Raw genomic sequence first — 26,995 nt, 5'->3', positions numbered from 1 at the left:
CTAGATCTCGCCCCGCAGTTTGGCGAGCGCCTCGGCGAGGATCGCCTCGCCGTCCGCGTCGCTGCGCCGCTCCCGTACATAGGCGAGGTGCGTCTTGTAGGGCTCGGTGCGCGGCGGGGCCGGAGGGTTGTCCCGGTCCTGCCCGGCGGGAAAGCCGCAGCGCGGACAGTCCCAGGTGTCGGGAACCTGCGCGTCGCTGGCGAAGCTGGGCACCGTCTCGTGTCCGTTGGAGCACCAGAAGGAGATGCGCAGACGCGGCGCGGACTCGCCCCGCTCGGCCTCGCCCATCGGCCCCGCCCCGACCCGGCTTCCTCGGATCGCGTTGCCACTTGCCACGGTCGTAACTCCCTGCGTGATGGTGCCGCAAAGCGAGTCGGCGTTTCGCTTCGCTGCGAGCGCCTCAGTCTACGTAAGGCCCAACGCGCGTCCAGTGCTTGGAGTTACAGCTTCCACACCCGGACGCAAGCCCCATGATAGGCCGCGCTCAGCTGCGCGTACCGAACATGGGGCGTTACGTACCGGAATGTGCGTGCCTGTGCGAAGCTGATCAGCTGTTCGTCTTCATCACGATGCCGAGCACGATGATGCAGGCGAACCACAGCAGACCGATGACGACGGTGATGCGGTCCAGGTTGCGCTCGGCGACCGAGGAGCCGCCGACGGAGGACTGCATGCCGCCACCGAACATGTCGGAGAGGCCGCCGCCCTTCCCCTTGTGCATCAGCACCAGCAGCATCAGCAGCAGGCTGAAGACGATCAGGGCGATCGAGAACCCCAAAACCACGGCTGGACCAACTTCCTAGGATTCGGATGACGACTGGGACGAACAACGGGGGCATGGCGTCGTTGTGACGTGCGGCTGCGCCGCGTGGCGCCATGCCCCCGCAAGAGTACGACGGATCGTCGCTACCGCCTACTCACGGTTCGGATCACTGATCGCGGAAGCGCACGATCTTGACGAACTCGTCGGCATCCAGCGAGGCGCCTCCGACCAGCGCGCCGTCGATGTCGGCCTGCGCCATGATCTCGGCGACGTTGCCGGACTTCACGGAGCCGCCGTACTGGATGCGGACCTGGTCGGCCAGCTCCTGGCCGTAGAGCTCGGCGAGCTTGGCGCGGATGGCGGCGCAGACCTCCTGCGCGTCCTCGGCGCCGCAGACCTTGCCGGTGCCGATGGCCCACACGGGCTCGTAGGCGATCACGACGGACTCGGCCTGCTCGGCCGGCAGGTCCTTCAGACCGCCCTCGACCTGGGCGAGGGTGTGGGAGACGTGGTTGCCCGCCTCGCGGACGTCCAGTTCCTCGCCGACGCACAGGATCGGGGTCAGACCGTGCCTGTAGGCGGCCTTGACCTTGGCGTTCACGAGCTCGTCGGTCTCGTTGTGGTACTGGCGGCGCTCGGAGTGGCCGACCGCCACGAACGTGCACTTCAGCTTGGCGAGCATCGAGCCGGAGATCTCGCCGGTGTAGGCGCCCGAGTCGTGCGCCGAGATGTCCTGGGCGCCGTACTTGATCTTCAGCTTGTCGCCGTCGACCAGGGTCTGCACGGAGCGCAGGTCGGTGAAGGGCGGCAGGACGGCGACCTCGACGGCCTCGTAGTCCTTGTCGGCGAGGGCGAAGGCGAGCTTCTGGACGTGGGCGATGGCCTCGAGGTGGTTGAGGTTCATCTTCCAGTTGCCCGCCATCAGCGGCATGCGAGTGGTCATGCGGGGTCAGCCCTCCAGTGCGGCGAGGCCGGGGAGCGTCTTGCCCTCGAGGTATTCGAGGGAGGCGCCGCCACCGGTCGAGATGTGGCCGAATGCGTTCTCGTCGAAGCCCAGCAGGCGGACGGCCGCGGCGGAGTCGCCACCGCCGACGACCGTGAAGGCCGGGGAGTCGATGAGGGCCTGGGCGACCGCCCTGGTGCCCTCGGCGTAGTCGGGGTGTTCGAAGACGCCCATCGGACCGTTCCAGAAGACGGTGCCGGCGTCGGCGAGCTTCGAGGCGTACAGCTTGCGGGTCTCGGGACCGATGTCCAGGCCCAGCTGGTCGGCGGGGATGGCGTCCGCGGCGACGGTGTTCGGGTGCGCCGGCGCCTTGGTCTTCAGGTCCGGGAACTCGGTGGAGGTCAGCACGTCGACGGGGAGGACCAGCTCGACGCCGTTCTTCTCCGCCCGCTCGATGTACTCCCGGACGACCGGCAGCTGGTCCTCCTGAAGGAGGGAGGCGCCTACCTCGTACCCCTTGGCCTTCAGGAAGGTGAACAGCATGCCGCCGCCGATGAGGAGGCGGTCCGCCTTGCCCAGCAGCTGGTCGATCACGGCGAGCTTGTCGGAGACCTTGGAGCCGCCGAGGGCGACGACGTAGGGCCGCTCGACGTCCTCGGTGAGCTTCTTCAGGACGCCGACCTCGGTGGCGATGAGGTAGCCGGCGGCGTGCGGCAGGCGGGCCGGGAGGTCGTAGACGGAGGCGTGCTTGCGGTGCACCGCCCCGAACCCGTCGCCGACGTAGAGGTCGGCGAGTTCGGCGAGCTGGTCGGCGAAGGCGCCGCGCTCGGTGTCGTCCTTGCTGGTCTCGCCCGCGTTGAAGCGCAGGTTCTCGAGGACGGCGACCTGGCCGTCGGCGAGGCCCGCGACCGTGGAACGCGCGGACTCCCCGACCGTGTCGGTGGCGAAGGCCACGGCGGAGCCGAGGAGTTCGCCGAGCCGGGCGGCGGCGGGGGCGAGGGAGAAGGCCGGGTCCGGAGCGCCCTTGGGGCGGCCCAGGTGCGAGGCGACGACCACCTTGGCGCCCGCGTCCGCGAGGGCCTTGACGGTCGGCAGGACGGCGCGGATACGGCCGTCGTCGGTGATGGCGGCGCCGTCGAGCGGCACGTTGAGGTCGGCGCGGACGAAGACCCGCTTGCCTGCGACGCCTTCGGCGAGAAGTTCGTCGATCGTCTTCATTACGGGGGGCTCCTGAGGAGGGCTCGTGGTGCCGGGGATCACGCGTGATCGCCGGCGACCGTGAGAAGGCTGATCCGTACGTGCGTCAGGGCTCGGGCGGCGCGTCCCTGCGCCGCCCGAGCCCTGCACTCACATCGAGGTGCCTGATCCGACGATCAGAGCTGGTTGCCGACGAAGACCGTGAGGTCGACGAGGCGGTTGGAGTAGCCCCACTCGTTGTCGTACCAGCCGAGGATCTTCACCGAGTTGCCCTCCTGGACCATGGTCAGGGAGGAGTCGAAGGTGCAGGAGGCCGGGTCGCCGACGATGTCCGAGGAGACGATCGGGTCCTCGGTGTACGTCAGGTAACCCTTGAGGTCGCCGTCCTCGGAGGCCTTCTTGAACGCGGCGTTGACCTCGTCCTTGGTGACCTCGCGCTGGAGCGTCACGACCAGGTCGGTGGCCGAGCCCGTCGGGACCGGCACGCGCATGGCGATGCCGTCGAGCTTGCCCTTGAGCTGCGGGAGGACCAGCGCGGTGGCCTTGGCGGCGCCCGTGGTGGTCGGGATGATGTTCTCGGCGGCGGCGCGGGCGCGACGCAGGTCCGAGTGCGGGAAGTCCAGGATGCGCTGGTCGTTGGTGTACGCGTGGACCGTCGTCATCAGACCCTTGACGATGCCGAAGTTCTCGTCGAGGACCTTGGCCATCGGCGCCACACAGTTGGTGGTGCAGGAGGCGTTGGAGATGACGTGGTGGTCGGCCGCCACGTACTTGTCCTGGTTGACGCCCATCACGATGGTGATGTCCTCGTCCTTGGCCGGAGCCGAGATCAGGACCTTCTTGGCGCCGCCTGCGATGTGCTTCTCGGCGTCGGCCTTCTTGGTGAAGATGCCGGTGGACTCGATCACGATGTCGACGCCCAGGTCGCCCCACGGGATGTCCGCCGGGTTGCGCTCGGACAGCACCTTGATCGTGTGGCCGTCGACGGTGATCGTGTCGGCGGTGTGCGACACCTCGGCCTTGAGGCGGCCCAGGATGGTGTCGTACTTCAGCAGATGAGCGGTGGTCGCGGTGTCACCCAGGTCGTTGACAGCCACGATCTCGATGTCAGCACCCTGCTCCAGCAGCGCGCGGAAGTAGTTACGACCGATGCGGCCAAAGCCGTTGATGCCTACGCGGATCGTCACGAACCGATCTCCTCGTTGGTACGCCGGCTATGCGGTGCCGGCGAGCTGTATTTGGGATGTCCCCGACCAACACCGACCCTACCTCTCCGAGGCCGCCGGGGTGACATCGACTCCGCCCATACACGGCAGGGCGGTCCGTACCCGCCAGTAGGGGTACGGACCGCCCGGGCCGGAGGCCCGATCGCTCGATCCGGTTACGAACCGTCACGCCATGTTGACCGGCGCTTTTCAGCTCTCAAGTGAGTCGAGCGCCTTCCCGATGAGCGCCTTGCGGTCGGCCGCCGAGGTGACGTGTTCCAGACCGAAGCCCAGCAGCACGGTGTCGTCGGTGGTGACCGCTCCGTAGGTCTGGAACAGGGCGCCGGTGCGCGCCCAGTCCTTCAGGACGGCGGGGCTGCCCGGGGGCGGACCCGTGACCCGCCAGGCTCCGAGCGACGTCTCGAAGCCCTCCGTCTCGGCGGTCGCGCCACCGACGACCAGCGAGGCGTCGTCCGCGAGGACTCCGTGGCCGCCGCTGCCGGGGTCGGTGACGTAGGCGATCGAGATCTCGACCTTCTTGCCCGCGTAGCCGCTGAGGTCGAAGTCCACCTGCTGCCAGCCGCTGGAGGCGCCGGTCAGGGCGTTCCAGGAGCCGGTGGTGCCGGTGGCGGCGCAGTCGCCGGAACCGAGGGTGAGGTAGTGCCCCAGCCACGGGTGTTCGCCGACGTAGAAGCCTGCGCCGCACTCCGCGGGCACGGCGGTGCTGGTGGCGCCGCCCGCCTCAGGAAGCGTCGTCCAGTCGTCGGCGCCGACCGTGTGGATCTCGACGATCGCGTTGTCGTACCCGGGCTCGGTGTCCCACAGCAGCCGGGTGCGCAGGGCCGGCTTGCCCGCCGCGCCGACACTGCTGAGGTCGACGGTGCGGGTGAGGCGCTTGTAGCCGTCGTCGGTGTGCACGGCGGCGGCCATGTACGAGCCCGTGTACGGCCCGTACGGGTTGACCGTCCCGGCGAAGCGGCCGGCGCCGGCGCTCGCGAACTGCGGGTACGCGGCTGCGGGCAGCTCGTCCGAGGTGACGCCGTAGGTGCCCGCCCTGTCGAGCGGGTTGCCGGTCGCCGGGCCGAGGGTCGCGCTGAGGCCGCCGAGCTTGCCGGAGCCGGTGAAGCCGGTGGCGCCGGGGGTCGACGTGCGGGAGTAGGCGCCCAGGTAGTACTGGCTGAAGTCGTTCGACGGGGTGCCGTCGGCGAGGGCGACGCTGCCGCCGGCCAGCTCGCCCGCCTCGATCAGCTTGCCGCCCTCGTTGAGGTAGGCGCGCAGTTCGAGCTGGGTCGGATTGCCGGGGGCGCTCGCGCCCGTGTAGTGGACGACCGTGTCGAAGTGGCTCAGCACGCCGAGCGCGTCGGGCGCGCCCTGGGTGGCGACGTCCCAGACGATCGCCTTGCGGCCGTTGGCCTTCAGCGCGTCGACGTAGGTCTGCGCCTGTGTGGCGGCCGTGCCCTCCTCGGCGACGACGAGGGTGTCGGCCTTGGGCCGCTCGGCGACCGTGTAGGTGAAGTGCGCGCTGGAGACCGTCCTGCCGTGCTTGGTCGCGCCGGTCTCACCCGTGAACCACACCTCGACCTTGTCGCCCGGCCTGCCGTCCCGCACCTCGGCCCGGTACTCGTCGAAGCGGAGGTTGTCCTCGCCGCCGTAGGTCTCGCCGCCGTTCCAGGCCTTGAGTTTCCGGTCCTTGGTACGGCCGCCGTTGACGCGGTACTGGAGTTTCTTGTCGCGGACCGCCTTGCGTACGACGACGGAGACCTCCTGGTCGGCGCCGCGCGAGTACGAGGTGGTGAACGGCGCCGGGGTGAAGTCGGCGGCGCTCAGGCCGACCGAGGACGACGGCGTGTCGGGGTGCGCGGCGGTCTCGGCGACCGAGAGCGCGAAGGGGACGTTCTTGGCGAACTCGTCCTGGATCAGCTTCTCGTCGTCCGGGAAGTTGAAGACCGACTGGCAGTCGGAGGCGTTCCACTGGTCGTTCGGGTCGAGACCCGAGGCGGTCTGGCAGGTCGACATCTCGGGGGTGAACATCCCCATGCCGTTGACGTTCGCCGCGTGTCCGTCGGCCTCGCCGTTGGTCGTGTACAGCTCCGAGGAGACCTGCGGGTGGTAGCCCGGGACCGCGGAGTTGTCGGGGGTGCCGGCGAGCGCCTTGTAGACGACGTCGTCCGGTGTGTCGGTCGCGACCTGCCAGCCGACCCCGTAGAGGAGCAGCTGGGCGGCGGAGTGGTAGTTGATGCCGTACGTGAACCCGATCCGCTTCTCGAAGGCGTCGAGCGCCTTGGTCTCGGGCTCGGATCCGGGGCTCGCGCCGCGGTAGGTCTCGCTGGTGGGGTTGGGGGACGAACCCTCGTTGTCGTAACCCCACTTGTAGGCGAAGTTGCGGTTGAGGTCGACGCCGTCGCCGGTGGAGATCACGCCGTCGCCGTTGACGTCCCGCAGGTTCTTGCGCCAGAGCCGGTTGTCGGTGTTCTGGAAGGTGTAGTCGTAGCCGTCGGGGTTGGCCGACAGGACGAACCACAGTTCGCTGGAGTCGACGATCTTCTTGACGCGCTTGTCGGTCCCGTAGTTGTCCAGGTAGTAGTGCATCAGCCGCCGGGTCATCTCCGGGGTGATCCACTCACGCGCGTGCTGGTTGGACATGTACAGGACCGAGGGCTTGGAGCCGTCCGCGGACTTCTTCGCGTTCTTGGTCAGTTTGAGGGCGAGGATGTCCTGGCCGCCCACGGTCTTGCCGAGGGAGACGACCTTGGTGAGGCCAGGGTTCTCCTGGCCGGTGCGGAGGATCTCCTCCTTCAGGCCGCCGCTGCCGCTGTAGGGGCGGAACACTCCCTCGGCGGCCGCGTCGAGGCGGTTTTCCGCCCTGGCCGAAAGGGTGTGCTCGGTGAGCCCGACGCCCTGCTTGCCGAGCTTCTTCGCCTGCTTGTCGGTGAGGTAGACCTCGACCGTCGCGGTGCCCTTCGCGGGTACCTGCTCGCTGAGTTCCTGACCGTCCTGGCCTGTCGCCAGCAGCAGGGGTACCTGCTGCCGGGTGACGTCGGCGCGGAAGACCTTGACCTCGTCCGCGTCGGGTTTCGGCGTGTTGCCGGGCTGTGCCTGGGCGATGGGTGCGAGTGCCGCTCCGCCGAGCAGCAACGCGCCGACAGCGAGGATCGATCTCGCTCTTCGTCTCATGAACCCCCCTTGCCTGAGTCCGCCCCAGCAGCGAACCCTGCCAGGCTCATGACAGTTCATGATCCAGTCAAGAGCGCCTCATCGCCACGAAAACGCCGGTGGCGTCACCCAAATGGGCGACGCCACCGGCGTTCTGAAGGACAGTCAGCCGACCAGGTCGCCGGCGAGTTCGTCGCTGAGCCCCGCGTCCGTACCCGGGATACCGAGGTCCGAGGCACGCTTGTCGGCCATCGCCAGCAGCCGCCGGATCCGTCCGGCGACCGCGTCCTTGGTCAGCGGCGGGTCGGCGAGCGCGCCGAGCTCCTCCAGGGACGCCTGCTTGTGGTCCATGCGCAGCCGGCCGGCCGCCGCCAGGTGCTCGGGCACCTCGTCCGCGAGGATCTCCAGAGCGCGCTGGACACGGGCCCCCGCGGCGACGGCGGCGCGCGCCGAGCGGCGCAGGTTGGCGTCGTCGAAGTTCGCGAGCCGGTTCGCCGTGGCCCGCACCTCGCGGCGCATCCGGCGCTCCTCCCAGGCCAGCACCGACTCGTGCGCGCCCAGCCTGGTCAGCAGCGCACCGATCGCGTCGCCGTCCCGGACCACGACCCGGTCGACCCCGCGCACCTCGCGGGCCTTCGCGGCGATCGACAGCCGGCGGGCGGCGCCGACCAGCGCGAGCGCGGCCTCCGGGCCCGGGCAGGTCACCTCCAGGGAGGACGAACGGCCCGGCTCGGTGAGCGAGCCGTGCGCCAGGAACGCCCCGCGCCAGGCCGCCTCCGCATCGCAGGTCGCACCGGAGACCACCTGCGGGGGCAGACCCCGGATCGGACGGCCGCGGCCGTCGACGAGGCCCGTCTGCCGGGCCAGCTGGTCACCTCCGGCGACCACCCGCACGACATAGCGCGAGCCGCGGCGCAGACCGCCCGGGGCCATCACGATCAGCTCCGAGCTGTGGCCGAAGATCTCCAGAATGTCCCGCTTGAGCCGACGGGCCGCCATCGCGGTGTCCAGCTCCGCCTCGATCACGATGCGCCCGCTCACCAGGTGGAGGCCGCCGGCGAACCGCAGAATGGCGGAGACCTCCGCCTTTCTACAGCAGGTCCGGGTGACGGGGAGCCGGGAGATCTCATCCTTCACCGCTGCCGTCATCGCCATGGGCCGATCCTTCCATGCATCCGAAAAATACGGTCGTACGCGGCGGCCAACAGCTCCGGGTCATGCCTCGGGGTTCCGTCGGGCCGGGCCACCGGCGCCAGCTCGACCGCGGCCCCGAACCTTTTGGCGGCGTCGGTCAGCGAGTCGCGGTCGGGCACGGCGGCCACGTCGGCCAGCACCACGTCCAGGGCGAGTTTAGGGGCGTGTCGTCCCAAAACCTCCAAATGACGCTGCGGGGAGAAGCCGTCGGTTTCTCCGGGCTGCGGGGCGAGGTTCAGCGAGAGCACCCGGCGCGCCTTCGTCTCCACGAGGGCGTCCAGCAGATCGGGCACCAGCAGGTGCGGCATCACCGAGGAGAACCAGGAACCCGGCCCCAGCACCACCCAGTCGGCGTCCAGGACGGCTTCGACCGCCTCCGGGACGGCCGGCGGGTCGTTCGGCACCAGGTGCACGGACTGCACCTCGCCGGGCGTCAACGCCACGGTCGCCTGTCCCCGGACGGTGTCGACGTCGTCGGGCCGATCCGGATCGTGCCCCTTGACCAGCGCCTGGAGCTCCAGCGGCACCGCGGACATGGGCAGCACCCGGCCCTGCGCGCCCAGCAGCCTGCCGACCAGGTCAAGCGCCTGGACGTGGTCGCCGAGCTGCTCCCACAGGGCCACGATCAGCAGGTTGCCCACCGCGTGGCCGTTGATCTCGCCCTGCGACTGGAAACGGTGCTGGATGACCCGGGCCCAGGTCTGGCCCCAGTCGTCGTCACCGCACAGCGCGGCCAGCGCCTTGCGCAGGTCCCCGGGCGGCAGCACGCCCAGCTCCTCCCGCAGACGCCCGCTGGAACCACCGTCGTCGGCCACCGTGACGACGCCGGTGAGGTCACCGGTGATCCGGCGCAGCGCGGTGAGCGAGGCGGACAGTCCCATGCCGCCGCCGAGGGCGACGACCTTGGGCTGGGTGCCCCGGCGGCGCGGTTTGCCGCCGCGGGCCTCGACCGGACGGCTCACGCGCCCGTCGGGGGCGACCCTGCGCAGCCGGCCGAGCCGTGGAGAACGTCCTGTCATTCCCGTCCCATGTCCCGGTGTACGACCACCGTCTCCACGCCCTCGGCCGCCAGACGCGCGGCGAGCTTCTCCGACATGGCCACCGAGCGGTGCTTGCCGCCCGTGCAGCCGACCGCGATGGTCACATAGCGCTTGCCCTCCCGGCGGTAGCCCGCGGCCACCAGCTGGAGGAGCTCGGCGTACCGGTCGAGGAACTCCTTGGCGCCCGGCTGGTTCAGGACGTACGCCGAGACCTCCTCGTTGAGGCCGGTGTAGGGGCGCAGCTCCGGGACCCAGTGCGGGTTGGGCAGGAAGCGCATGTCCACGACCAGGTCGGCGTCGACCGGGAGGCCGTACTTGAAGCCGAAGGACATCACGGTGGCCCGCAGCTCGGGCTCCTCGTCGCCGGCGAACTGGGCGTCCATCTTGGCGCGCAGTTCGTGCACGTTGAGGCTGGAGGTGTCGATCACCAGGTCGGCGTCGCCGCGCAGCTCGCGCAGCAGCTCGCGCTCGGCGTCGATGCCGTCGACGATGCGGCCGTCGCCCTGGAGCGGGTGCGGGCGGCGCACGGACTCGAAGCGGCGCACGAGCGCGTCGTCGGAGGACTCCAGGAAGACGATCCGCCGGGTGACGCCCTTCGACTCGAGGTCGGCGAGGGACTCGCGGAGGTTGTCGAAGAAGCGCCGGCCCCGGACGTCGACGACGACCGCGATCCGCGCCACGTTGCCCTGGGAGCGGGCGCCCAGCTCCACCATGGTGGGGATCAGGGCGGGCGGGAGGTTGTCGACGACGAACCAGCCGAGGTCCTCCAGACACTTGGCCGCCGTGGAACGACCGGCCCCGGACATGCCGGAGATGATCACCAGCTCGGGGATGGCCGCCTCGGGGATCCCGGGCGGCGTGACGTCCGTACTCACCTGTGCTCCGTCTTCCTGACGTACTTCTTGCTGAGGGGTGTCGGGGGCCGCGGGACGCGCGGTGGAATCCCCGCCGGGTGTCCCGGGGCCCTGCCGGGGCGCGGCCGCGGGCACCGGGGTGGGCGCCTGTTCCTGCTCTGCCGTGGGGTGTGCTTCGTGCTCTGTCATGTCTCCTGCCCCCGTTGTTCTTCCGGGGCGCCCGTCGTCACGGGATCTCCGGGGAATCCCGCCGTCGTATCGGGTTCCTCATCATCAATGATCTCTCCCGTGGCCGTGTTCACGGCGGGGGCGGGCGCTGCCGCCCGGGCGAGGGCCACGGCGATGGTCTCGGCCGTCTTGCGGCCTATCCCCGGGACCTCGCAGATCTGCTCGACGGTCGCGGCGCGCAGCCTCTTCACCGAGCCGAAGTGCTTGATCAGTGCCTGCTTGCGCGCCTCGCCGAGACCGGGCACCTCGTCCAGCGGGCCGGCGCGGAAACGCTTGGCCCGCTTGGTGCGCTGGTAGGTGATCGCGAAGCGGTGGGCCTCGTCGCGGACGCGCTGGAGCAGATAGAGCCCCTCGCTGCTGCGGGGCAGGACGACCGGGTCGTCGTCGTCCGGCAGCCAGACCTCCTCCAGGCGCTTGGCGAGCCCGCAGACGGCGATGTCGTCGATGCCGAGTTCGTCCAGCGCCCGCTTGGCCGCCGCGACCTGCGGCTGTCCGCCGTCGACGACGACCAGCTGGGGCGGGTAGGCGAAGCGCCTGGGGCGGCCGTCGTCGTCCTTGAGGCTGCTGGTGAGGGGCGCTTCGGAGGCGTCGGCGAGGGCGGTCCCGGTGGCGTCGGAGAGGGCGTCCTCGCCGTCGGTCCACTCCCCCGTCCGCTCCTTCTCGGAGATGTAGCGCCTGAAACGGCGGGTGATCACCTCGTGCATGGAGCGGACGTCGTCCTGGCCCTCGAAGCCCTTGATCTGGAAACGCCGGTACTCGCTCTTGCGCTGGAGTCCGTCCTCGAAGACGACCATGGAGGCCACCACGTCGTCGCCCTGGAGATGCGAGATGTCGTAGCACTCGATGCGCAGCGGCGCGCTGTCCAGCTCGAGGGCGTCGGCGATCTCCTCCAGGGCACGCGAACGCGTGGTCAGGTCGGAGGCGCGCCTGGTCTTGTGCAGGACGAGCGCCTGCTGAGCGTTGCGTGCGACGGTCTCCATCAGGGCCTTCTTGTCGCCGCGCTGCGGGATGCGCAGGGACACGCCGGACCCGCGGCGCTCGGCGAGCCACTCCTGGACGGGTTCGGCGGGCTCGGGAAGGGCCGGGACCAGGACCTCCTTGGGGACGGAGTCGCCCCGCTCCTCGCCGTACAGCTGCTGGAGGGCGTGCTCGACGAGGGCGCCGGTCGTGACGTCCTCGACCTTGTCGGTCACCCAGCCGCGCTGACCGCGTACGCGTCCGCCACGGACGTGGAAGATCTGGACGGCCGCCTCCAGCTCGTCCTCGGCGACCGCGATCAGGTCGGCGTCGGTCGCGTCCGCGAGCACGACCGCGTTCTTCTCCATGGCCTTCTTCAGGGCCTCGATGTCGTCGCGCAGGCGGGCGGCCCGCTCGTACTCCATCTCCTCGGCCGCCTCCATCATCTGCTTCTCCAGACGGCGGAGGTAGGTGCCGGTCCGGCCGGCCATGAAGTCGCAGAAGTCCTCGGCCAGGTCGCGGTGCTCCTCGGCGGAGATCCGGCCCACGCACGGCGCGGAGCACTTGCCGATGTAGCCGAGCAGACAGGGCCGGCCGGTGCGGGCGGCGTTCTTGAAGACACCGGCGGAGCAGGTGCGCACGGGGAAGACACGCAGGAGCAGGTCGACCGTGTCCCGGATCGCCCACGCGTGCGCGTACGGCCCGAAATACCTGACGCCCTTCTTCTTGTGACCGCGCATCACCTGGACGCGCGGGAACTCCTCGTTCATCGTGACCGCGAGGTAGGGGTAACTCTTGTCGTCGCGGTACTTCACGTTGAACCGGGGGTCGTACTCCTTGATCCAGGAGTACTCCAGCTGGAGCGCCTCGACCTCGGTGGACACCACCGTCCACTCCACCGACGCGGCAGTGGTGACCATCGTGCGGGTGCGCGGGTGGAGGCCGGCCAGGTCCTGGAAGTAGCTCGCCAGGCGCTGGCGCAGGCTTTTCGCCTTTCCGACGTAGATCACCCGGCGGTGCTCGTCGCGGAATCGGTACACCCCGGGAGAGTCCGGGATCTGTCCCGGCTTAGGGCGGTAGCTGGAGGGGTCGGCCATGTCTCACACCCTACTGGCGCGCGGTGACACTCCGGCGGGCTCCGGACGACGGCCGGGTGACCACCGGTGCCGTGGACGAGCGGTCACCGGGGGCGGGACCCGAAGGCACCGACTCGGCCACACGCACGTGCCACTCGGGCATCAGGTGTTGTCGGGACCAGGTCAACACGCTTCAATGCGGGGGAACTCGGGCGGCTGAGGGCCGCCCTACGGATGTGAAGGAGCTCCGGCGCCGCCGGCCGGGCCCCGACCACCCACGCGTACGGTCCGACCAGCCGTCGTGAGCATTCACAGAGAGGCCCCTGCATGCCGCACGCCACACAGCACGCGGACGCCGTCGTCGACGCCGCCTCCGCGGAACTGGACACGGCCCTGCGGGGCGGTCCTTTCCACGTGGCGCTGCGGGCCGCGATCGCCGCCCGCGGCCTGCCCCTGCAACGCGTCCAGCACCATCTGTCGCGGTACGGGGTGAAGGTGGGCGTGACGAGTCTGAGTTACTGGCAGCAGGGCGCCCGCCGTCCGCAGCGCCCCGAGTCGCTGCGCGCCGTACGCGCCCTGGAGGAGATCCTCCACCTGCCGGACGAGTCCCTGATCCGGCTGCTCGCCGAGCCCGACGGCGGCGAGGGCAGCGCGGTGACCGGGCAGTCCGCGGGCCGCTCCTACCGCTCCCTGCTGGAGGCCTCCGGCATCCTCGAACAGCTGCTCGGCGAACTGGAGTGCCCCATCGACGGCGGGCTGCACACCCTGGGGCACCACGAGCGGGTTCGTATCGGATCGCGGCGGGAACTCCTGGGCCGCGAGTCGCAGCACATCGTGCGCGCCCACCGCGACGGCGTGGACCGCTTCGTGGCCGTCCACCACGGCGACCCCGGCTGCGCGCCGGAACGGATGACGGTGCACGCCCTGGAGAACTGCCGGGCCGGACGGGTCCGGCGCCACCACGCCACCGGTGTGCTGGTGGCCGAACTCCTCTTCGACACCCGTCTGCGGGCCGGCGACACCTTTCTCTTCCGCTACGGCGTCGAGGACGGCACCGCGGGCGTGTCCCGCGAGTACGTCCGCGGTTTCGGCGCCGCGGGCGGCCAGTACGCCCTTCAGGTCCGCTTCGACGAGAACGCCGTGCCGGTGCGCTGCCACCGGTTCACCCAGCACTCGGCGGCGGCCCCGCGCGGCGGCCGCCAGGAGCTGCCGCTCAGCGGCCGCCACCGCTCCGTCCATCTCGTCGAGCCACGGGTGCGGTCGGGCATGGTCGGCATCGGGTGGGACTGGGACTGAACGGCGGTCGGGGTGGTCGGCCGGTCGGGACGGCCGGGACGGCCGGGACGGCCCGTCGGTCGGGACGGCCGGGACGGCCCGCCGGTCGGTCGGGTACTCCTCGAACGCCGTGGCGCCCGCCCGGGGTGGCGGGCTCCGCTGTTCCCCGCACGTCGTGCGGCTGCCCCGCGGACAATGGCCCGAGCAGTCCCCGACAGCCACAGAGAGGAACGACCCCCGTGATCGTCGTCGCCGGTGAGGCCCTGATCGACCTGGTACCGCAGGGCGCGGGCGCCCTCGCGGCACTTCAGCCGGCACCGGGCGGCGGCCCCTACAACACGGCCGTCGCCCTCGGCCGCCTTGGCTCTCCCACGGCCTTCTGCTCCCGCACCTCACGGGACGCCTTCGGTGAGGCGCTGCTCGCCGGGCTGCGGGGCTCGGGCGTGGACGTGTCCGCGGTGCAGCGCGGTCCTGAGCCGACCACCCTCGCGGTGGCCACCCTCGACGCGGCCGGCTCGGCCGCCTACTCCTTCTACGTCGACGGCACCGCCGACCGGCTGTTCACGGCCCCGGCCACCCTGCCCACGGGCACGCGCGCGGTGTCCTTCGGCACCTGCTCGCTCGTCCTGGAACCGGGGGCGAGCGCGTACGAGGAGCTGATGCGGGCCGCCGCCGCGCGAGGGCTGTTCACGGCGCTCGACCCGAACATCCGGGCCGGGCTGATCCCCGACGCGGACGCCTACCGGGCCCGTTTCAGGAGCTGGCTGCCCTCGGTGTCCCTGCTCAAGCTGTCCGAGGAGGACGCCTCGTGGCTGGGCGGCACGCCGAGCGAGTGGCTGTCCGCCGGTCCGTCGGCCGTCGTGATCACCCAGGGCGGCGACGGGCTGACCGCCTTCACCCGGGACGGATCCGTGTACGCGGTGCCGGGCGAACCGGTGGACGTGGTGGACACCATCGGTGCCGGGGACACGGTGAACGCGGCTCTGCTGCACGGCCTGCGGGTCCAGGGCGCCCTGTCCCCGGCGGGACTCGCGGATCTGGGCGCCGAGGACTGGGAGCGGCTGCTGCGGTTCGCCGCCCGCGCGGCGGCGGTCACCTGCTCACGGGCCGGCGCGGAACCCCCGTACGCCGCCGAACTGGGCGGGTTCCCGATCCTGTCTCCGTCGATTCCCGACTAGGACGCGTGCGACGACGGATTGCGCCCCGCGGGAAGTTTCCCGCGGGGCGCCGCACCACTCCGCGCGGATCACCCGGCCGGGTGGCCGGTGTCCGCTTCGGGCCTCGTGACCCGTGGGCTCTCCAGGTCCTGGGAGCCGTGTCTCCTATGCCTTGCGGGCCCGCGTGGTCTTCTTCGCAGGCGTCGCCTTCGACGCTCCTGCGGCCTTCCCGTCCGCGGCCGTGGTGTCGGCGGCGGCCTTCCTGGTGGCGGCCGGCTTGGCGGCGGTGGCCTTGGCGGTCGTGGTCTTGCGTGCCGTGGTCTTCGCCGCGACCGTCTTCTTCGCGGCCGCCCTGCGCGGGGCCTTCACCGGAGCCGCGTCGCTGATCCGGTCGGCGCCGAGCACCTCCCGCAGGAACTTGCCGGTGTGGCTGGTCGACACCCCGGCCACCTCCTCCGGCGTGCCCTCGGCGATGACGAGGCCACCGCCCGCGCCGCCCTCGGGGCCCATGTCGACGACCCAGTCGGCCGTCTTGATCACGTCGAGGTTGTGCTCGATGACGATGACCGTGTTGCCCTTGTCCACCAGGCCGCCGAGCACCTTCAGGAGCTTGCTGATGTCCTCGAAGTGCAGGCCCGTGGTCGGCTCGTCCAGGACGTAGACCGTGCGGCCGGTGGAGCGCTTCTGGAGCTCGCTGGCGAGCTTCACCCGCTGGGCCTCGCCGCCCGACAGGGTGGTCGCGGCCTGACCGAGCCGGACGTAGCCGAGGCCGACGTCCTTCAGGGTGTTGAGGTGGCGGGCGATCGCGGGGACGGCCTCGAAGAACTGCGTGGCCTCCTCGATCGGCATGTTCAGGACGTCGGCGATGGACTTGCCCTTGTAGTGGACCTCCAGGGTCTCCCGGTTGTACCGGGCGCCGTGGCAGACCTCGCACGGGACGTAGACGTCCGGGAGGAAGTTCATCTCGATCTTGATCGTGCCGTCGCCCGCGCAGTTCTCGCAGCGGCCGCCCTTGACGTTGAAGGAGAAGCGACCGGGCAGATAGCCGCGGACCTTCGCCTCGGTGGTCTCCGCGAACAGCTTGCGCACGTGGTCGAAGACACCGGTGTACGTGGCCGGGTTCGATCGCGGGGTGCGGCCGATGGGCGACTGGTCGACGTGCACGACCTTGTCGACGAGGTCGTCGCCGTCCACGCGCGTGTGACGCCCCGGCACGCTCCTCGCGCCGTTCAGCTCACGGGCCAGGTGCGTGTACAGGATGTCGTTGACCAGCGTCGACTTGCCGGAGCCGGACACACCGGTGACCGCGGTGAACACGCCCAGCGGGAAGGAGACGTCGATGTCCTGGAGGTTGTTCTCGCGGGCCCCGTGGACGGTGAGCCGTCGGGACGGGTCCTGCGGGCGCCGGATGTCCGGCACCGGGATCGCCTTCTTGCCGGACAGGTACTGCCCGGTCTGCGACTCGTCGTTGGCGAGGAGTTCCTTCAGACCGCCGCTGTGCACGACCTTGCCGCCGTGCTCCCCGGCGCCGGGACCGATGTCGACGATCCAGTCGGCGACCTTGATGGTGTCCTCGTCGTGCTCGACGACGATCAGCGTGTTGCCCATGTCCCGCAGCCGGACCAGGGTCTCGATCAGCCGGTGGTTGTCGCGCTGGTGCAGACCGATGGACGGCTCGTCGAGGACGTACAGGACACCGACGAGGCCGGAGCCGATCTGGGTGGCCAAGCGGATGCGCTGGGCCTCGCCGCCGGAGAGCGTGCCGGCCGCGCGGTTGAGCGAGAGGTAGTCCAGACCGACGTCGACGAGGAACCGCAGCCGCTCGTTGACCTCCTTCAGGACCCGCTCGGCGATCTTCTTGTCGCGGGCGTTGAGCCGCAGTTCGCCCAGGAAGTCCGCGCAGTCGCTGATGGACATCCCGGAGACCTCGGCGATGGACTTCTCCATGACCGTGACCGCGAGGACGAGCGGCTTCAGGCGCGTGCCGTTGCAGGTGGGGCAGGGCACCTCGCGCATGTAGCCCTCGAAGCGCTCACGGCTGGCGTCGCTCTCGGCCTCGCCGTGCCGGCGCTTCACGAACGGCAGGGCACCCTCGAAGGGGGTCGTGTAGACGCGCTCGCGCCCGTACCGGTTGCGGTAGCGGACCTCGATCTGCGTCTTGTGGCCGTGCAGCAGGGCCTTCCTGGCGCGCAGCGGCAGCCCCGCGAAGGGGATGTCCGTGCGGAAGCCGAGCGCGTCGGCGAGCGCACCGATGAGGCGGCCGAAGTAGTCCTTGGTGTGGCCGTGCGACCAGGGGTGGATGGCGCCCTCGTCGAGGGACTTGTCCTCGTCCGGGACGATCAGCTCGGGGTCGACCTCCATACGCGTGCCGATGCCGGAGCACTCGGGGCAGGCGCCGAAGGGCGAGTTGAACGAGAAGGAGCGGGGCTCCAGCTCCTCGAAGGACAGGTCGTCGTACGGGCAGTACAGGTGCTCCGAGTACATGCGCTCGCGCTCGGGGTCGTCCTCGGGCAGGTCGACGAAGTCGAGCACGACCATGCCGCCGGCGAGGCCGAGGGCGGTCTCCACCGAGTCGGTGAGCCGGCGCTTGGCGGACTCCTTCACCGTGAGGCGGTCGATGACCACCTCGATGGTGTGCTTCTCCTGCTTCTTCAGGGTGGGCGGGTTGGACAGCTGGATCGTCTCGCCGTCGACCCGCGCGCGGGAGTAGCCCTTGGTCTGGAGGTCGGCGAACAGGTCGACGAACTCGCCCTTGCGCTCACGCACCAGCGGCGACAGCACCTGGAAGCGGCTGCCCTCGGGCAGCTCCAGGACCTTGTCGACGATGGCCTGCGGCGACTGGCGGGTGATGGGTCGGCCGCACTCGGGGCAGTGCGGCTTGCCGATACGCGCGAAGAGCAGGCGCAGGTAGTCGTAGACCTCGGTGATCGTGCCGACCGTGGAGCGCGGGTTGCGCGAGGTCGACTTCTGGTCGATGGAGACGGCCGGGGAGAGGCCCTCGATGAAGTCGACGTCCGGCTTGTCCATCTGGCCGAGGAACTGGCGGGCGTACGAGGAGAGGGACTCGACGTAGCGCCGCTGGCCCTCGGCGAAGATGGTGTCGAAGGCCAGCGAGGACTTGCCCGACCCCGACAGGCCCGTGAAGACGATGAGCGAGTCGCGAGGCAGGTCGAGCGAGACATTCTTGAGGTTGTGCTCGCGCGCGCCACGGACGATGAGACGGTCGGCCACGCCGGTCCGCACCTTTCTTGAGAGAAGTGACAGGGGCGGGGCCCCCGTCTTTCTCAGACTAGGGGGAGCCACTGACAACGCCGGTCGGGATTCACCGGATGACAACAATCCCCGGCCTTCCAGCATGCCCGACGCCACCATCGACCATATAGCACGCGCATTCGATTTGCGGGCTCGGTCGGCCACCTTCACCCGAAGGGGTGGCGGAGCTAGGGTCAGCACCATGATTGATCACGCTCGTGACCTGGAGTCTGTACGTGACGCGACCGAGCGGCTCCTCACCGCAGTCGCCAAGCTGGACAACGCGTCCGCGGCCGCGCCGTCACGTCTGCCCGGCTGGAGCCGCGCACATGTCCTCGCTCACCTCGCCCGCAACGCGGACGCCCTGGTGAACGTCCTCGAGGGCCGGCCCATGTACGCCGACGCGCACACCCGTGACGCCGACATCGAACGGGACGCCCGCCGCCCGCTGGACGTCCAGCTCACGGACGTACGGGAGAGCGCGGCCCGCTTCCAGGCGACAGGCGCCGCGCCCGCCGACTGGTCCCGCACGGTCGAGCTGCGCAACGGCGTCGTCGACTCGGCGGCCCGCGTGCCCTTCCGCAGATGGGTGGAGGTGGAGCTGCACGCGGTGGACCTCGGCATCGGCTACGAGCTGGAGGACCTCCCGCAGGAGTTCACCGCACGGGAGACCGAGTTCCTCGCGGAGCGGTTCACCGGGCACCCCGACGTGCCGCCGACCCGGCTGACGGACGGCACACGCGTGTGGCGGACGGGCCGCGAGGCCGACGGATGCGAGGTGAGCGTCACCGGCCCGCCGGCGGACCTGCTGGGCTGGCTCGCGGGGCGCCGCGACGGCTCGGCCCTGACGGCCGACGGCGGACCGCTGCCCGCCCTTCCGCCGCTATAGGCTGCCGCCATGACGTACAGCGGAGAGGTGACGGTCGGCGGCCCGGCGGACGTGCACGAGCTCAAGGACCTGATGATCACCAAGATCGCGGTCGGCCCGATGAACAACAACGCCTATCTGCTGCGCTGCCGGGCCACGGACGAGCAGTTGCTGATCGACGCGGCGAACGACGCGCGGGCCCTGCTCGGCACGATCGGCGACGACGGCATCGCGTCCGTCGTCACCACCCATCAGCACGGCGACCACTGGCAGGCGCTGGCCGAGGTCGTGGCGGCCACAGGCGCGCGTACCCACGCCGGCCGGGAGGACGCCGAGGGCATCCCCGTGCCGACCGACGTCCTGGTCGACGACGGCGACGTCATCCGGGTGGGCCACGTGGAGCTCACGGCGCGCCACCTGGTCGGTCACACGCCCGGTTCGATCGCCCTGGTCTACGACGACCCGCACGGCCACCCCCACGTGTTCACCGGCGACTGCCTCTTCCCGGGCGGAGTGGGTAACACCCGCAAGGACCCGGCGGCGTTCGCCGACCTCATCCACGACGTCGAGACGAAGATCTTCGATGTGCTGCCGGACGAGACCTGGGTCTATCCGGGCCACGGCAACGACACCACGCTGGGCGCGGAGCGGCCGCACCTTCCGGAGTGGCACGCGCGCGGGTGGTGAACCGGCCGTAGGTTTCCCCTGAGGTTCCGCTCCCGGGGCGCGCGCCACCGAACGCGCGCCCCGTGTGAATCGCGTGCACGCGTCGACCCGGCGCACGCGCTTTCCGCACGTGTGGTTGCGCGGTCAACTGGTCAGCAGTTCCGCGCGGGATGACGGCTCCGGCGCGGATCGGGCCGCCGGTCCACGATCCCCGCCCTCGACCGGCGGCCCAGGGGAGGCGTCGAGCCTGTTCACGAGAACGCAACACCCGTTCCCACCATGCGGACAATCGCTGGGGTGACCTCGACAAACAGGGGTTTCGCTGCCACTCTCCCGCCATGCACATCGCCCCCCGTGTTCTGCGCCGCGCCGTGGCCGGCGCCACCGTAGCCCTCCTCGCGACCGCCGTCGGCTGCGCCCCGCAGCCGGAGGAGAAGGCGGCTTCCGCGCCTTCCGGTTCGAGCGCGGACACCTGCGCCAAGGGCAAGCTGGCCACCGAGACCTCCGGCAAGCTGACGATCGCGACCGACGAGCCCGCGTACGAGCCGTGGTTCGAGGACGACAAGCCGTCCAACGGGAAGGGGTTCGAGTCCGCGGTGGCGTACGCCGTGGCGCAGCAGCTCGGTTACGACAGGAGCGCCGTCGTCTGGCAGAGCGTGCCGTTCAACAAGGCCTTCGCGCCGGGCGAGAAGACCTTCGACTTCGACATCAACCAGGTGTCGATCAGTGACGAGCGCAAGAAGGCCGTGGACTTCTCGTCCGGCTACTACGACGTGCGCCAGGCCGTCATCGCGCTGAAGGGCACCAAGGCCGCCAAGGCGACGAGCATCGCGGACCTCAAGGGCCTCAAACTGGGCGCCCAGGTCGGCACGACCAGCCTGAACTACATCAACGACGTGGTGAAGCCGACCGGGGAAGCGGCTGTCTACGCCAAGAACGACCAGGCCAAGTCCGCGCTGAAGAACGGCCAGGTCGACGCCGTCGTCACCGACCTGCCGACCGCCTTCTACATCACGGCCGCCGAGGTCACGGACGCCGAGATCGTCGGCCAGTTCGAGAACCGGGGCGGCACGCCGGAGCAGTTCGGGCTCGTGCTCGACAAGGGCAGCGCGCTCACCTCCTGCGTGACCGCGGCCGTGGACGCGCTGCGCGGGAACGGCGCCCTGGCGAAGATCGAGCAGCAGTGGCTCTCCGACGCCGTCGACGCCCCGGTGCTCAAGTGACGGTCACGAAGGACGAGTCCGGCCGGGAAGGTGCGGACGGTGAGGGCGACATCCCCGGGGGCGACCGGGACGCCCCCGGTGACGGCTACGTCCCCTCGCCGAGGCGGCTGGAGCGCGAGCGCCACAAACGCGCGCGTGCCCGCCGCGCCACGGCGATCGCCGCACTGTCGACCCTGGTCACGGCCGCCGTCCTCTACCTGGTCGTCGTCAGCGCGCCGGGCTGGTCGCGCACCAAGGAGACCTTCTTCGACGGGCAGTACGCGCGCGAGGCGCTCCCCAAGGTCCTCGAAGGGCTCTGGCTGAACGTCAGGCTGCTGCTGGTCTGCGGCGCCGCCGTGCTCGTCCTCGGCATGCTCATCGCCGTGGCCCGCACGCTGCGCGGGCCCGTGTTCTTCCCGCTGCGCGTGCTGGCGGCGGCGTACACGGACTTCTTCCGCGGTCTCCCGCTGATCATCAACCTGATGATCGTGGTGCTCGGCGTCCCGGCGCTGCGGCTCCAGGGCGTCACCGTCGATCCGGTGCTGCTGGGCGGTACGGCGCTGACGCTGACGTACTCGGCGTACGTCGCCGAGGTGTTCCGCGCCGGCATCGAGTCCGTGCACCCCTCCCAGCGCGCCGCGGCCCGCTCGCTGGGTCTGACCAACCGGCAGGCGCTGCGCTTCGTGGTGCTCCCCCAGGCCGTGCGCCGCCAGGTGCCGCCGCTGCTGAACGACCTGGTGTCCCTGCAGAAGGACACCGGTCTCGTCTCCATCGGCGGCGCGATCGACGCCGTGCGCGCCGCGGACATCATCGTGGGGCGCAGCCTGAACTACACGCCGTACATCGTCGCGGGACTGGTCTTCGTGGCCCTGACCATCCCGATGACCCGCCTCACCGACTGGGTGACGGCCCGGATGGACCGTCAGCGGGCCCAGGGAGGAACGACATGAGCGACTCCGGAGTGCAGGGGGCCGCGGCACTGCCCGCTCCGGTGCTGCGGATGGAGTCCGTCCGCAAGACCTTCGGCGGCTCCGTCGTCCTGCGGGACGTCGACCTGGAGGTCGCCCCGCACACGGTGACGGCCCTGATCGGCGCCTCCGGTTCCGGCAAGTCCACGCTGCTGCGCTGCGCCAACCTGCTCGAGGACATCGACGACGGCGCGATCTGGCTGGACGGTGAGGAAATCACCGACCCGCGCGCCGACCAGGACGCGGTACGGCGCCGTATCGGCGTGGTCTTCCAGGCGTACAACCTGTTCCCGCACATGACGGTGCTGGAGAACATCACGCTCGCCCCGCGCCGCGTGCACGGCGTCGCCCGCGCACAGGCCGAGGAAGACGCCAGGGCGCTCCTGGAGCGGCTCGGGCTGGCCGGCAAGGCGGGCGAGTACCCCGACCGGCTCAGCGGCGGTCAGCAGCAGCGTGTGGCGATCGTCCGTGCCCTGGCCGTGCGTCCCCGGCTGCTGCTGCTCGACGAGATCACCGCGGCCCTCGACCCGGAGCTGGTGGGCGAGGTCCTGAACGTGGTCCGCGATCTGAAGGCCGACGGCATGACCATGGTGCTCGCCACCCATGAGATGGGGTTCGCGCGCGAGGTCGCCGACCAGGTCTGTTTTCTGGACGGAGGCGTCGTGCTGGAGCGGGGCACAGCCGGGCGGATCTTCGGCGACCCGCAGCAGGAACGCACGCGGCGCTTCCTGCGGCGCATCGTGGACGCGGGTCGCCTCTGAGGGCACGCGGTAAGGGGTGCGCGCCTTGAGAACGATGCTTACGCGTCGGCCTTGCCCGCGCCCGCCAGCGCCGCGACGCGCTCCACGCCGAACACGTATCCCTGCACCCCGCAGCCCGCGATGACCCCGTCGGCGCGCAGCGAGACGTACGAGTGGTGCCGGAAGGACTCCCGCTGGTGGATGTTGGAGATGTGGACCTCCAGGACCGCCAGACCGTCACAGGTGTTGAGGGCGTCCAGGATCGCCACCGATGTGTGCGAGTAGGCCCCCGGGTTGATCACGATGCCGCAGTGGTTCAGCCGCGCCTCGTGGATCCAGTCGACCAGCTGCCCTTCGTGGTTGGACTGCCGGAAGTCCACGGTGCCGCCGTGCGCAGCAGCCGCCTTGACGCAGAGCGTCTCGACGTCGGCGAGCGTGTCCGAACCGTAGATCTCCGGCTGGCGCTGCCCCAGCAGGTTCAGGTTGGGGCCGTTGAGGATCATGATCGGGGCGTTGGCCAGGCTGCGGGGCACGGTTCCTCCGGTCCGTCGTGAGCGGTCCGTCGGGAACCGCCGCGTCGCACCGGTCTATCACGGTGAAACCGCGGGGAAGCGGGCCGTACCCTCTCGGCATGTTCGCTCCCTCCTATCCTCCCAAGCCTTCGCCCGGCGACCGCATAGCCGTCGTCTCGCCCTCCTCGGGCCTGCCGGGACTCTTCCCCCGGCCGTACGAACTGGGCCTGGCGCGGCTGCGCGAGGTGTTCGGCCTCGAGCCCGTCGAGTACCCGACGACCCGCAGGATGGGGGCGACGCCGCAGGAACGCGCCGACGACCTCCACGCCGCGTTCGCCGACCCGGAGGTGAAGGCGGTCGTCGCGTCGATCGGGGGCGATGACCAGATCACCGTCCTGCCCCTGCTCGACCGGGAGTTGCTGCGCGCCCACCCGAAGCCGTTCTTCGGGTGGAGCGACAACACCAACCTGTTGGCGTACCTGCACAACACCGGCATCGTCGGCTACCACGGCGCGAGCGTCATGTGCGAGCTCGGGCGTCCGGGAGCCATGCACCCGTGGACCGCCGACTCGCAGCGCGCCGCGTTGTTCACCTCGGGCCCCTATGAGCTGCGGCCCGCCGAGCGCTGGAACGACGTCGACAGGGACTGGGCCGACCCTGCGACCTTCGAGGCGGAGCCGGCCGACCGGCCCGGCGCCGGCTGGGGCTGGGTCAACGCCGACCGTGTGGTGGAGGGCCGCAGTTGGGGCGGCAACCTGGAGACCCTCTCCATGCTGCTGATGGCCGACCGTGAGATCTCACGCGACCTGTCGGTGTACGACGGCGGGGTGCTGATCCTGGAGACCTCGGAGGAGTTGCCGAGCGCCGCGGAGGTCTCCCGTGTCCTGCGCAGCATGGGTGAGCGCGGACTGCTGCGGCACTTCCCCGCGCTGCTGATGGGCCGCGCCAAGAGCTGGTCCTTCGAGCACCCCAACAGCGCGGAGGAGGCCGCTCGTTACGCCGCCGGACAGCGCGCGGCTGTGGAGCTCGCGCTGCGGGCGTACGCGCCCGACACCCTGGCCGTCTTCGACGTGGACTTCGGCCACACCGACCCGCAGTTCGTCATCCCCTACGACGGCACGGTCCGCGTCGACGGTCCCGCACGGCGCATCATCGTGACCTACTGAGCCCCCTCGCGGCGGGCCGCACCCCCGTGCGCCCCCGTAACCCGCGATCACTGTGGGTAGTTGAGGCGGCATGCACGACGTACGCACCGTGACGGCGCCCTCCATGCCACGGCTCGCGGCCGCCTCGCTCGCCGGGACGGCCATCGAGTTCTACGACTTCTTCGCCTACGGGACCGCGGCCGCGCTGATCCTGGGGCCGCTCTTCTTCCCGACGTTCTCGCCGGCGGCCGGGACGCTGGCCGCGTTCGCGACGTTCGGCGTGGGGTTCGTGGCGCGGCCGCTGGGAGCGGTGCTGTTCGGGCACATCGGGGACCGGCGCGGGCGGCGGCCGGTCCTCGTCGTCTCGCTGCTGCTGACCGGTGCCTCGACGGTCGCGGTGGGCTGTGTGCCGACGTACGACACGATCGGGGTGGCCGCTCCCCTGCTGCTGCTCGTCCTGCGTTTCCTCCAGGGGCTGGGCCTCGGCGGGGAGTGGGGCGGTGCGGTGCTGCTGACCGCGGAACACGCGCCCGCCGAGCGGCGTGGGCTGTGGTCGAGCTTTCCGCAGGTCGGCCCCGCGGTGGGCTTCGTGCTCGCCAACGGGGTGGTGCTGGTCCTCTCGGTGACGCTGGCGGAGGCGCAGTTCACGCAGTGGGGGTGGCGGGTGCCCTTCTGGGCGGCCGGGGCGCTGGCCGTGCTCGGACTGTGGCTCCGGTCGTCGCTGCCCGAGAGCCCCCGGTTCCTGGAGATCGACGACCACGCGCGTATGCCGCTCGCCGAGGTCGTGCGCGACCACTGGCGGCTCGTCCTGCTGACCGCCGGCGCGCTCGCCGTCGGGTACGCGATCTTCTACACGGTGACGACCTGGTCCCTGGCGTACGCGACGGAACGGCTGGGGGTCAGCCGCACGGTCATGCTGGTCTGCATCATGGCCGCCGTGGTGGTGAAGGGTGCGCTGACGCCCGTGATGGCGATGCTCGGCGACCGCTTCGGCCGCCGGCCGTTGTGCCTCGTGGGCTGCGCGGCGGCGGCGCTGTGGATGTTCCCGCTGGTCGCGCTGCTCTCGACCGGCCAGCCGCTGCCGATGTTCCTCGGCTTCCTGGGGGCGCTGCTCGCCTTCGTCACGATGTTCGCGGTGATCTCGGCGTATCTGCCGGAGCTCTACGCGCCGCGCGTGCGCTGCACCGGTGCGGCGGTCGGCTACAACCTGGGCGGTGTCCTCGGGGGCGCGCTCACGCCGATCGTGGCGACCGCCCTCGCCGAGCACTCGGGGCGTGTCCCGTGGGGTGTGGGCGCCTATCTGACGGGGATCGCGCTGCTCAGCCTGGGCTGCTTCGCGCTGTTGCCGGAGACCCGGCCGGTGCGGGTGGCCGCCGTGCGACCGGCTACGGATTGATCGCCAACTCCAGGTAGGCCGCGAACAGCACGAGATGGACGCCGCCCTGCAACGGCGTGGCCCGTCCCGGTACCACCGTCAGCGAGCTGACGACGACGGTCAGCGCGAGCAGCACCATATGGGTGGGGCCGAGGCCGAGGACGAGCGGCCCTGAGAGCCAGACGGAGGCCAGGGCGACCGCCGGGACCGTGAGACCGATGCTGGCCATCGCGGAGCCTAGGGCGAGGTTGAGGCTGGTCTGCACCCGGTCGCGGCGGGCGGAGCGCAGCGCAGCGATCGTCTCGGGGAGCAGCACGAGCAGCGCGATGATCACACCGACGACCGCTTGGGGCAGTCCGGCGGCGTCCACTCCGGACTCGATCGTGGGCGAGACGCCCTTGGCGAGGCCCACCACGCCGATCAACGCCAGGCCGAGCAGCCCGAGGCTGGTCCAGGCGGTCCGGGATGTGGGGGCGCCGGCGTGGTCGTCGGCGGTGATCACGTCTCCCTGCCGGGTGATCGGCAGGAAGTAGTCGCGGTGCCGGATGGTCTGGGTCGCCACGAACAGGCCGTACAGGACCAGTGAGGACAGTGCGGCGAAGGTGAGCTGGACGGTGGAGAACTCCGGGCCCGGTTTGCTGGTGGTGAAGGTCGGCAGGACCAGGCTGAGCGTGGCCAGGGTCGCGACGGTCGCCAGCGCCGCGCCGGTGCCCTCCGGGTTGAAGATCGCCGTGCCGTGGCGCAGCGAGGCGACCAGGAGGCACAGGCCGACGATGCCGTTGCAGGTGATCATCACGGCCGCGAAGACCGTGTCCCTGGCCAGGGTCGAGCTCTTGTCGCCGCCGTCCGCCATCAGGGTGACGATCAGGGCGACCTCGATGATGGTCACGGCGACCGCGAGGACGAGGGATCCGAAGGGTTCACCGACCCGGTGGGCGACGACCTCCGCGTGGTGCACGGCGGTGAGGACCGCTCCGGCGAGGACCAGGGTGACCACCGCGACGACCGCGCCAGGCAGGTCACGCCCCCAGGTCAGGGCCAGCAGGACCACCGCCAGCGCGGGCACCAGGGATGTCCACCGGGCCGTGACCGATCCGAGCCGAGCGATCATGCTGCGATGGTCGCAGAGGCGCAGGGGCTGCGCATGCCAGCCGTACGGCTCGCGCGACCCGTACTCCGTGCCGGCCCCGCGGTCCGTACCGGCCGGCGCCTGTGCTTGCCGGGC

Annotated in this window: 22 protein-coding genes; 9 read left to right on the top strand and 13 right to left on the bottom strand. The window is 70.7% G+C overall.

Features of this window, described 5'->3' with window-relative positions:
- The 10 genes from OHS71_RS30905 to uvrC all read right to left on the bottom strand — a co-directional run bounded on the left by OHS71_RS30905 (position 1) and on the right by uvrC (position 12,631).
- Complete coding sequence (locus OHS71_RS30905) at positions 1-336, bottom strand: RNA polymerase-binding protein RbpA (RefSeq protein ID WP_006373288.1); 336 nt, start codon at positions 334-336, stop codon at positions 1-3.
- 211 nt (positions 337-547) lie between these two features.
- On the bottom strand, positions 548-778 hold the full coding sequence (gene secG / locus OHS71_RS30900) for a preprotein translocase subunit SecG (RefSeq protein WP_020131907.1): 231 nt from the start codon (positions 776-778) through the stop codon (positions 548-550).
- A gap of 151 nt (positions 779-929) precedes the next feature.
- Complete coding sequence (gene tpiA / locus OHS71_RS30895) at positions 930-1,706, bottom strand: triose-phosphate isomerase (RefSeq protein WP_328482607.1); 777 nt, start codon at positions 1,704-1,706, stop codon at positions 930-932.
- A 6-nt stretch (positions 1,707-1,712) separates the two neighbouring features.
- Positions 1,713-2,924, bottom strand: a complete 1,212-nt coding sequence (locus tag OHS71_RS30890) for a phosphoglycerate kinase (protein ID WP_328482606.1) — start codon at positions 2,922-2,924, stop codon at positions 1,713-1,715.
- Positions 2,925-3,079: 155 nt separating this feature from the next.
- Complete coding sequence (gene gap, locus OHS71_RS30885) at positions 3,080-4,090, bottom strand: type I glyceraldehyde-3-phosphate dehydrogenase (protein ID WP_328482605.1); 1,011 nt, start codon at positions 4,088-4,090, stop codon at positions 3,080-3,082.
- Between the two features lie 228 nt (positions 4,091-4,318).
- On the bottom strand, positions 4,319-7,282 hold the full coding sequence (locus tag OHS71_RS30880) for a M14 family metallopeptidase (RefSeq protein ID WP_328482604.1): 2,964 nt from the start codon (positions 7,280-7,282) through the stop codon (positions 4,319-4,321).
- A 144-nt stretch (positions 7,283-7,426) separates the two neighbouring features.
- A complete protein-coding gene (gene whiA, locus OHS71_RS30875; protein ID WP_328482603.1) occupies positions 7,427-8,416 on the bottom strand; it encodes a DNA-binding protein WhiA in 990 nt (329 codons plus the stop codon).
- Positions 8,407-9,474, bottom strand: a complete 1,068-nt coding sequence (locus OHS71_RS30870; RefSeq protein ID WP_328482602.1) for a gluconeogenesis factor YvcK family protein — start codon at positions 9,472-9,474, stop codon at positions 8,407-8,409. The genes whiA and OHS71_RS30870 overlap by 10 nt, the downstream gene beginning before the upstream one ends.
- Complete coding sequence (gene rapZ, locus OHS71_RS30865; RefSeq protein WP_328482601.1) at positions 9,471-10,538, bottom strand: RNase adapter RapZ; 1,068 nt, start codon at positions 10,536-10,538, stop codon at positions 9,471-9,473. Before rapZ ends, OHS71_RS30870 begins: the two co-directional genes overlap by 4 nt.
- Positions 10,535-12,631, bottom strand: coding sequence for an excinuclease ABC subunit UvrC (gene uvrC, locus OHS71_RS30860; protein WP_328482600.1), 2,097 nt, complete (start codon positions 12,629-12,631; stop codon positions 10,535-10,537). Before uvrC ends, rapZ begins: the two co-directional genes overlap by 4 nt.
- Before the next feature lie 306 nt (positions 12,632-12,937).
- On the opposite strand from uvrC, the gene OHS71_RS30855 reads away from it, so the two are divergent.
- Both OHS71_RS30855 and OHS71_RS30850 read left to right on the top strand, forming a co-directional pair.
- Positions 12,938-13,906 carry a hypothetical protein gene (locus OHS71_RS30855; protein ID WP_328482599.1) on the top strand — a complete coding sequence of 323 codons (969 nt, stop codon included), beginning with the start codon at positions 12,938-12,940 and terminating at the stop codon, positions 13,904-13,906.
- Between the two features lie 218 nt (positions 13,907-14,124).
- Positions 14,125-15,063 (top strand): carbohydrate kinase family protein, encoded by a 939-nt coding sequence (locus tag OHS71_RS30850; RefSeq protein ID WP_328482598.1) that lies wholly within the window; start codon positions 14,125-14,127, stop codon positions 15,061-15,063.
- Between the two features lie 144 nt (positions 15,064-15,207).
- Here the strand turns inward: OHS71_RS30850 and uvrA are convergent, their stop codons facing one another.
- Positions 15,208-18,273: an excinuclease ABC subunit UvrA gene (gene uvrA / locus OHS71_RS30845; protein WP_328482597.1), complete on the bottom strand. Its 3,066-nt coding sequence runs from the start codon at positions 18,271-18,273 to the stop codon at positions 15,208-15,210.
- Positions 18,274-18,496: 223 nt separating this feature from the next.
- Between uvrA and OHS71_RS30840 the strand changes: the two genes are divergently transcribed.
- From OHS71_RS30840 to OHS71_RS30820, 5 genes are all read left to right on the top strand, one after another.
- Positions 18,497-19,183, top strand: coding sequence for a maleylpyruvate isomerase family mycothiol-dependent enzyme (locus tag OHS71_RS30840; protein ID WP_328482596.1), 687 nt, complete (start codon positions 18,497-18,499; stop codon positions 19,181-19,183).
- 9 nt (positions 19,184-19,192) lie between these two features.
- Positions 19,193-19,849 carry an MBL fold metallo-hydrolase gene (locus OHS71_RS30835; RefSeq protein WP_328482595.1) on the top strand — a complete coding sequence of 219 codons (657 nt, stop codon included), beginning with the start codon at positions 19,193-19,195 and terminating at the stop codon, positions 19,847-19,849.
- Positions 19,850-20,166: 317 nt separating this feature from the next.
- Positions 20,167-21,051, top strand: coding sequence for an ABC transporter substrate-binding protein (locus tag OHS71_RS30830; protein ID WP_328482594.1), 885 nt, complete (start codon positions 20,167-20,169; stop codon positions 21,049-21,051).
- Entirely contained in the window at positions 21,048-21,980 is a 933-nt protein-coding gene (locus OHS71_RS30825) for an amino acid ABC transporter permease (protein ID WP_328482593.1), read from the top strand. The genes OHS71_RS30830 and OHS71_RS30825 overlap by 4 nt, the downstream gene beginning before the upstream one ends.
- Positions 21,977-22,759, top strand: coding sequence for an amino acid ABC transporter ATP-binding protein (locus OHS71_RS30820; RefSeq protein ID WP_328482592.1), 783 nt, complete (start codon positions 21,977-21,979; stop codon positions 22,757-22,759). Before OHS71_RS30825 ends, OHS71_RS30820 begins: the two co-directional genes overlap by 4 nt.
- A gap of 38 nt (positions 22,760-22,797) precedes the next feature.
- On the opposite strand, the gene aroQ is transcribed toward OHS71_RS30820, so the two are convergent.
- A complete protein-coding gene (aroQ, locus tag OHS71_RS30815; RefSeq protein WP_328482591.1) occupies positions 22,798-23,271 on the bottom strand; it encodes a type II 3-dehydroquinate dehydratase in 474 nt (157 codons plus the stop codon).
- A gap of 98 nt (positions 23,272-23,369) precedes the next feature.
- Between aroQ and OHS71_RS30810 the strand changes: the two genes are divergently transcribed.
- The gene (locus tag OHS71_RS30810) at positions 23,370-24,416 is read left to right on the top strand and encodes a S66 family peptidase (protein WP_328482590.1); all 1,047 of its coding nucleotides are present in this window, start codon (positions 23,370-23,372) and stop codon (positions 24,414-24,416) included.
- A gap of 70 nt (positions 24,417-24,486) precedes the next feature.
- Positions 24,487-25,791 carry an MFS transporter gene (locus OHS71_RS30805; RefSeq protein WP_328482589.1) on the top strand — a complete coding sequence of 435 codons (1,305 nt, stop codon included), beginning with the start codon at positions 24,487-24,489 and terminating at the stop codon, positions 25,789-25,791.
- Here the strand turns inward: OHS71_RS30805 and OHS71_RS30800 are convergent.
- Positions 25,781-26,881, bottom strand: coding sequence for a calcium:proton antiporter (locus tag OHS71_RS30800; protein WP_328482588.1), 1,101 nt, complete (start codon positions 26,879-26,881; stop codon positions 25,781-25,783). The two genes, OHS71_RS30805 and OHS71_RS30800, sit on opposite strands and share 11 nt — an antisense overlap.
- Between the last annotated feature and the right edge of the window lie 114 nt (positions 26,882-26,995).

Source organism: Streptomyces sp. NBC_00377, assembly GCF_036075115.1.
Taxonomy (GTDB): domain Bacteria; phylum Actinomycetota; class Actinomycetes; order Streptomycetales; family Streptomycetaceae; genus Streptomyces.
Note: the sequence above shows the minus strand (reverse complement) of the source record. Positions and strands in the feature narration are given on the sequence as shown.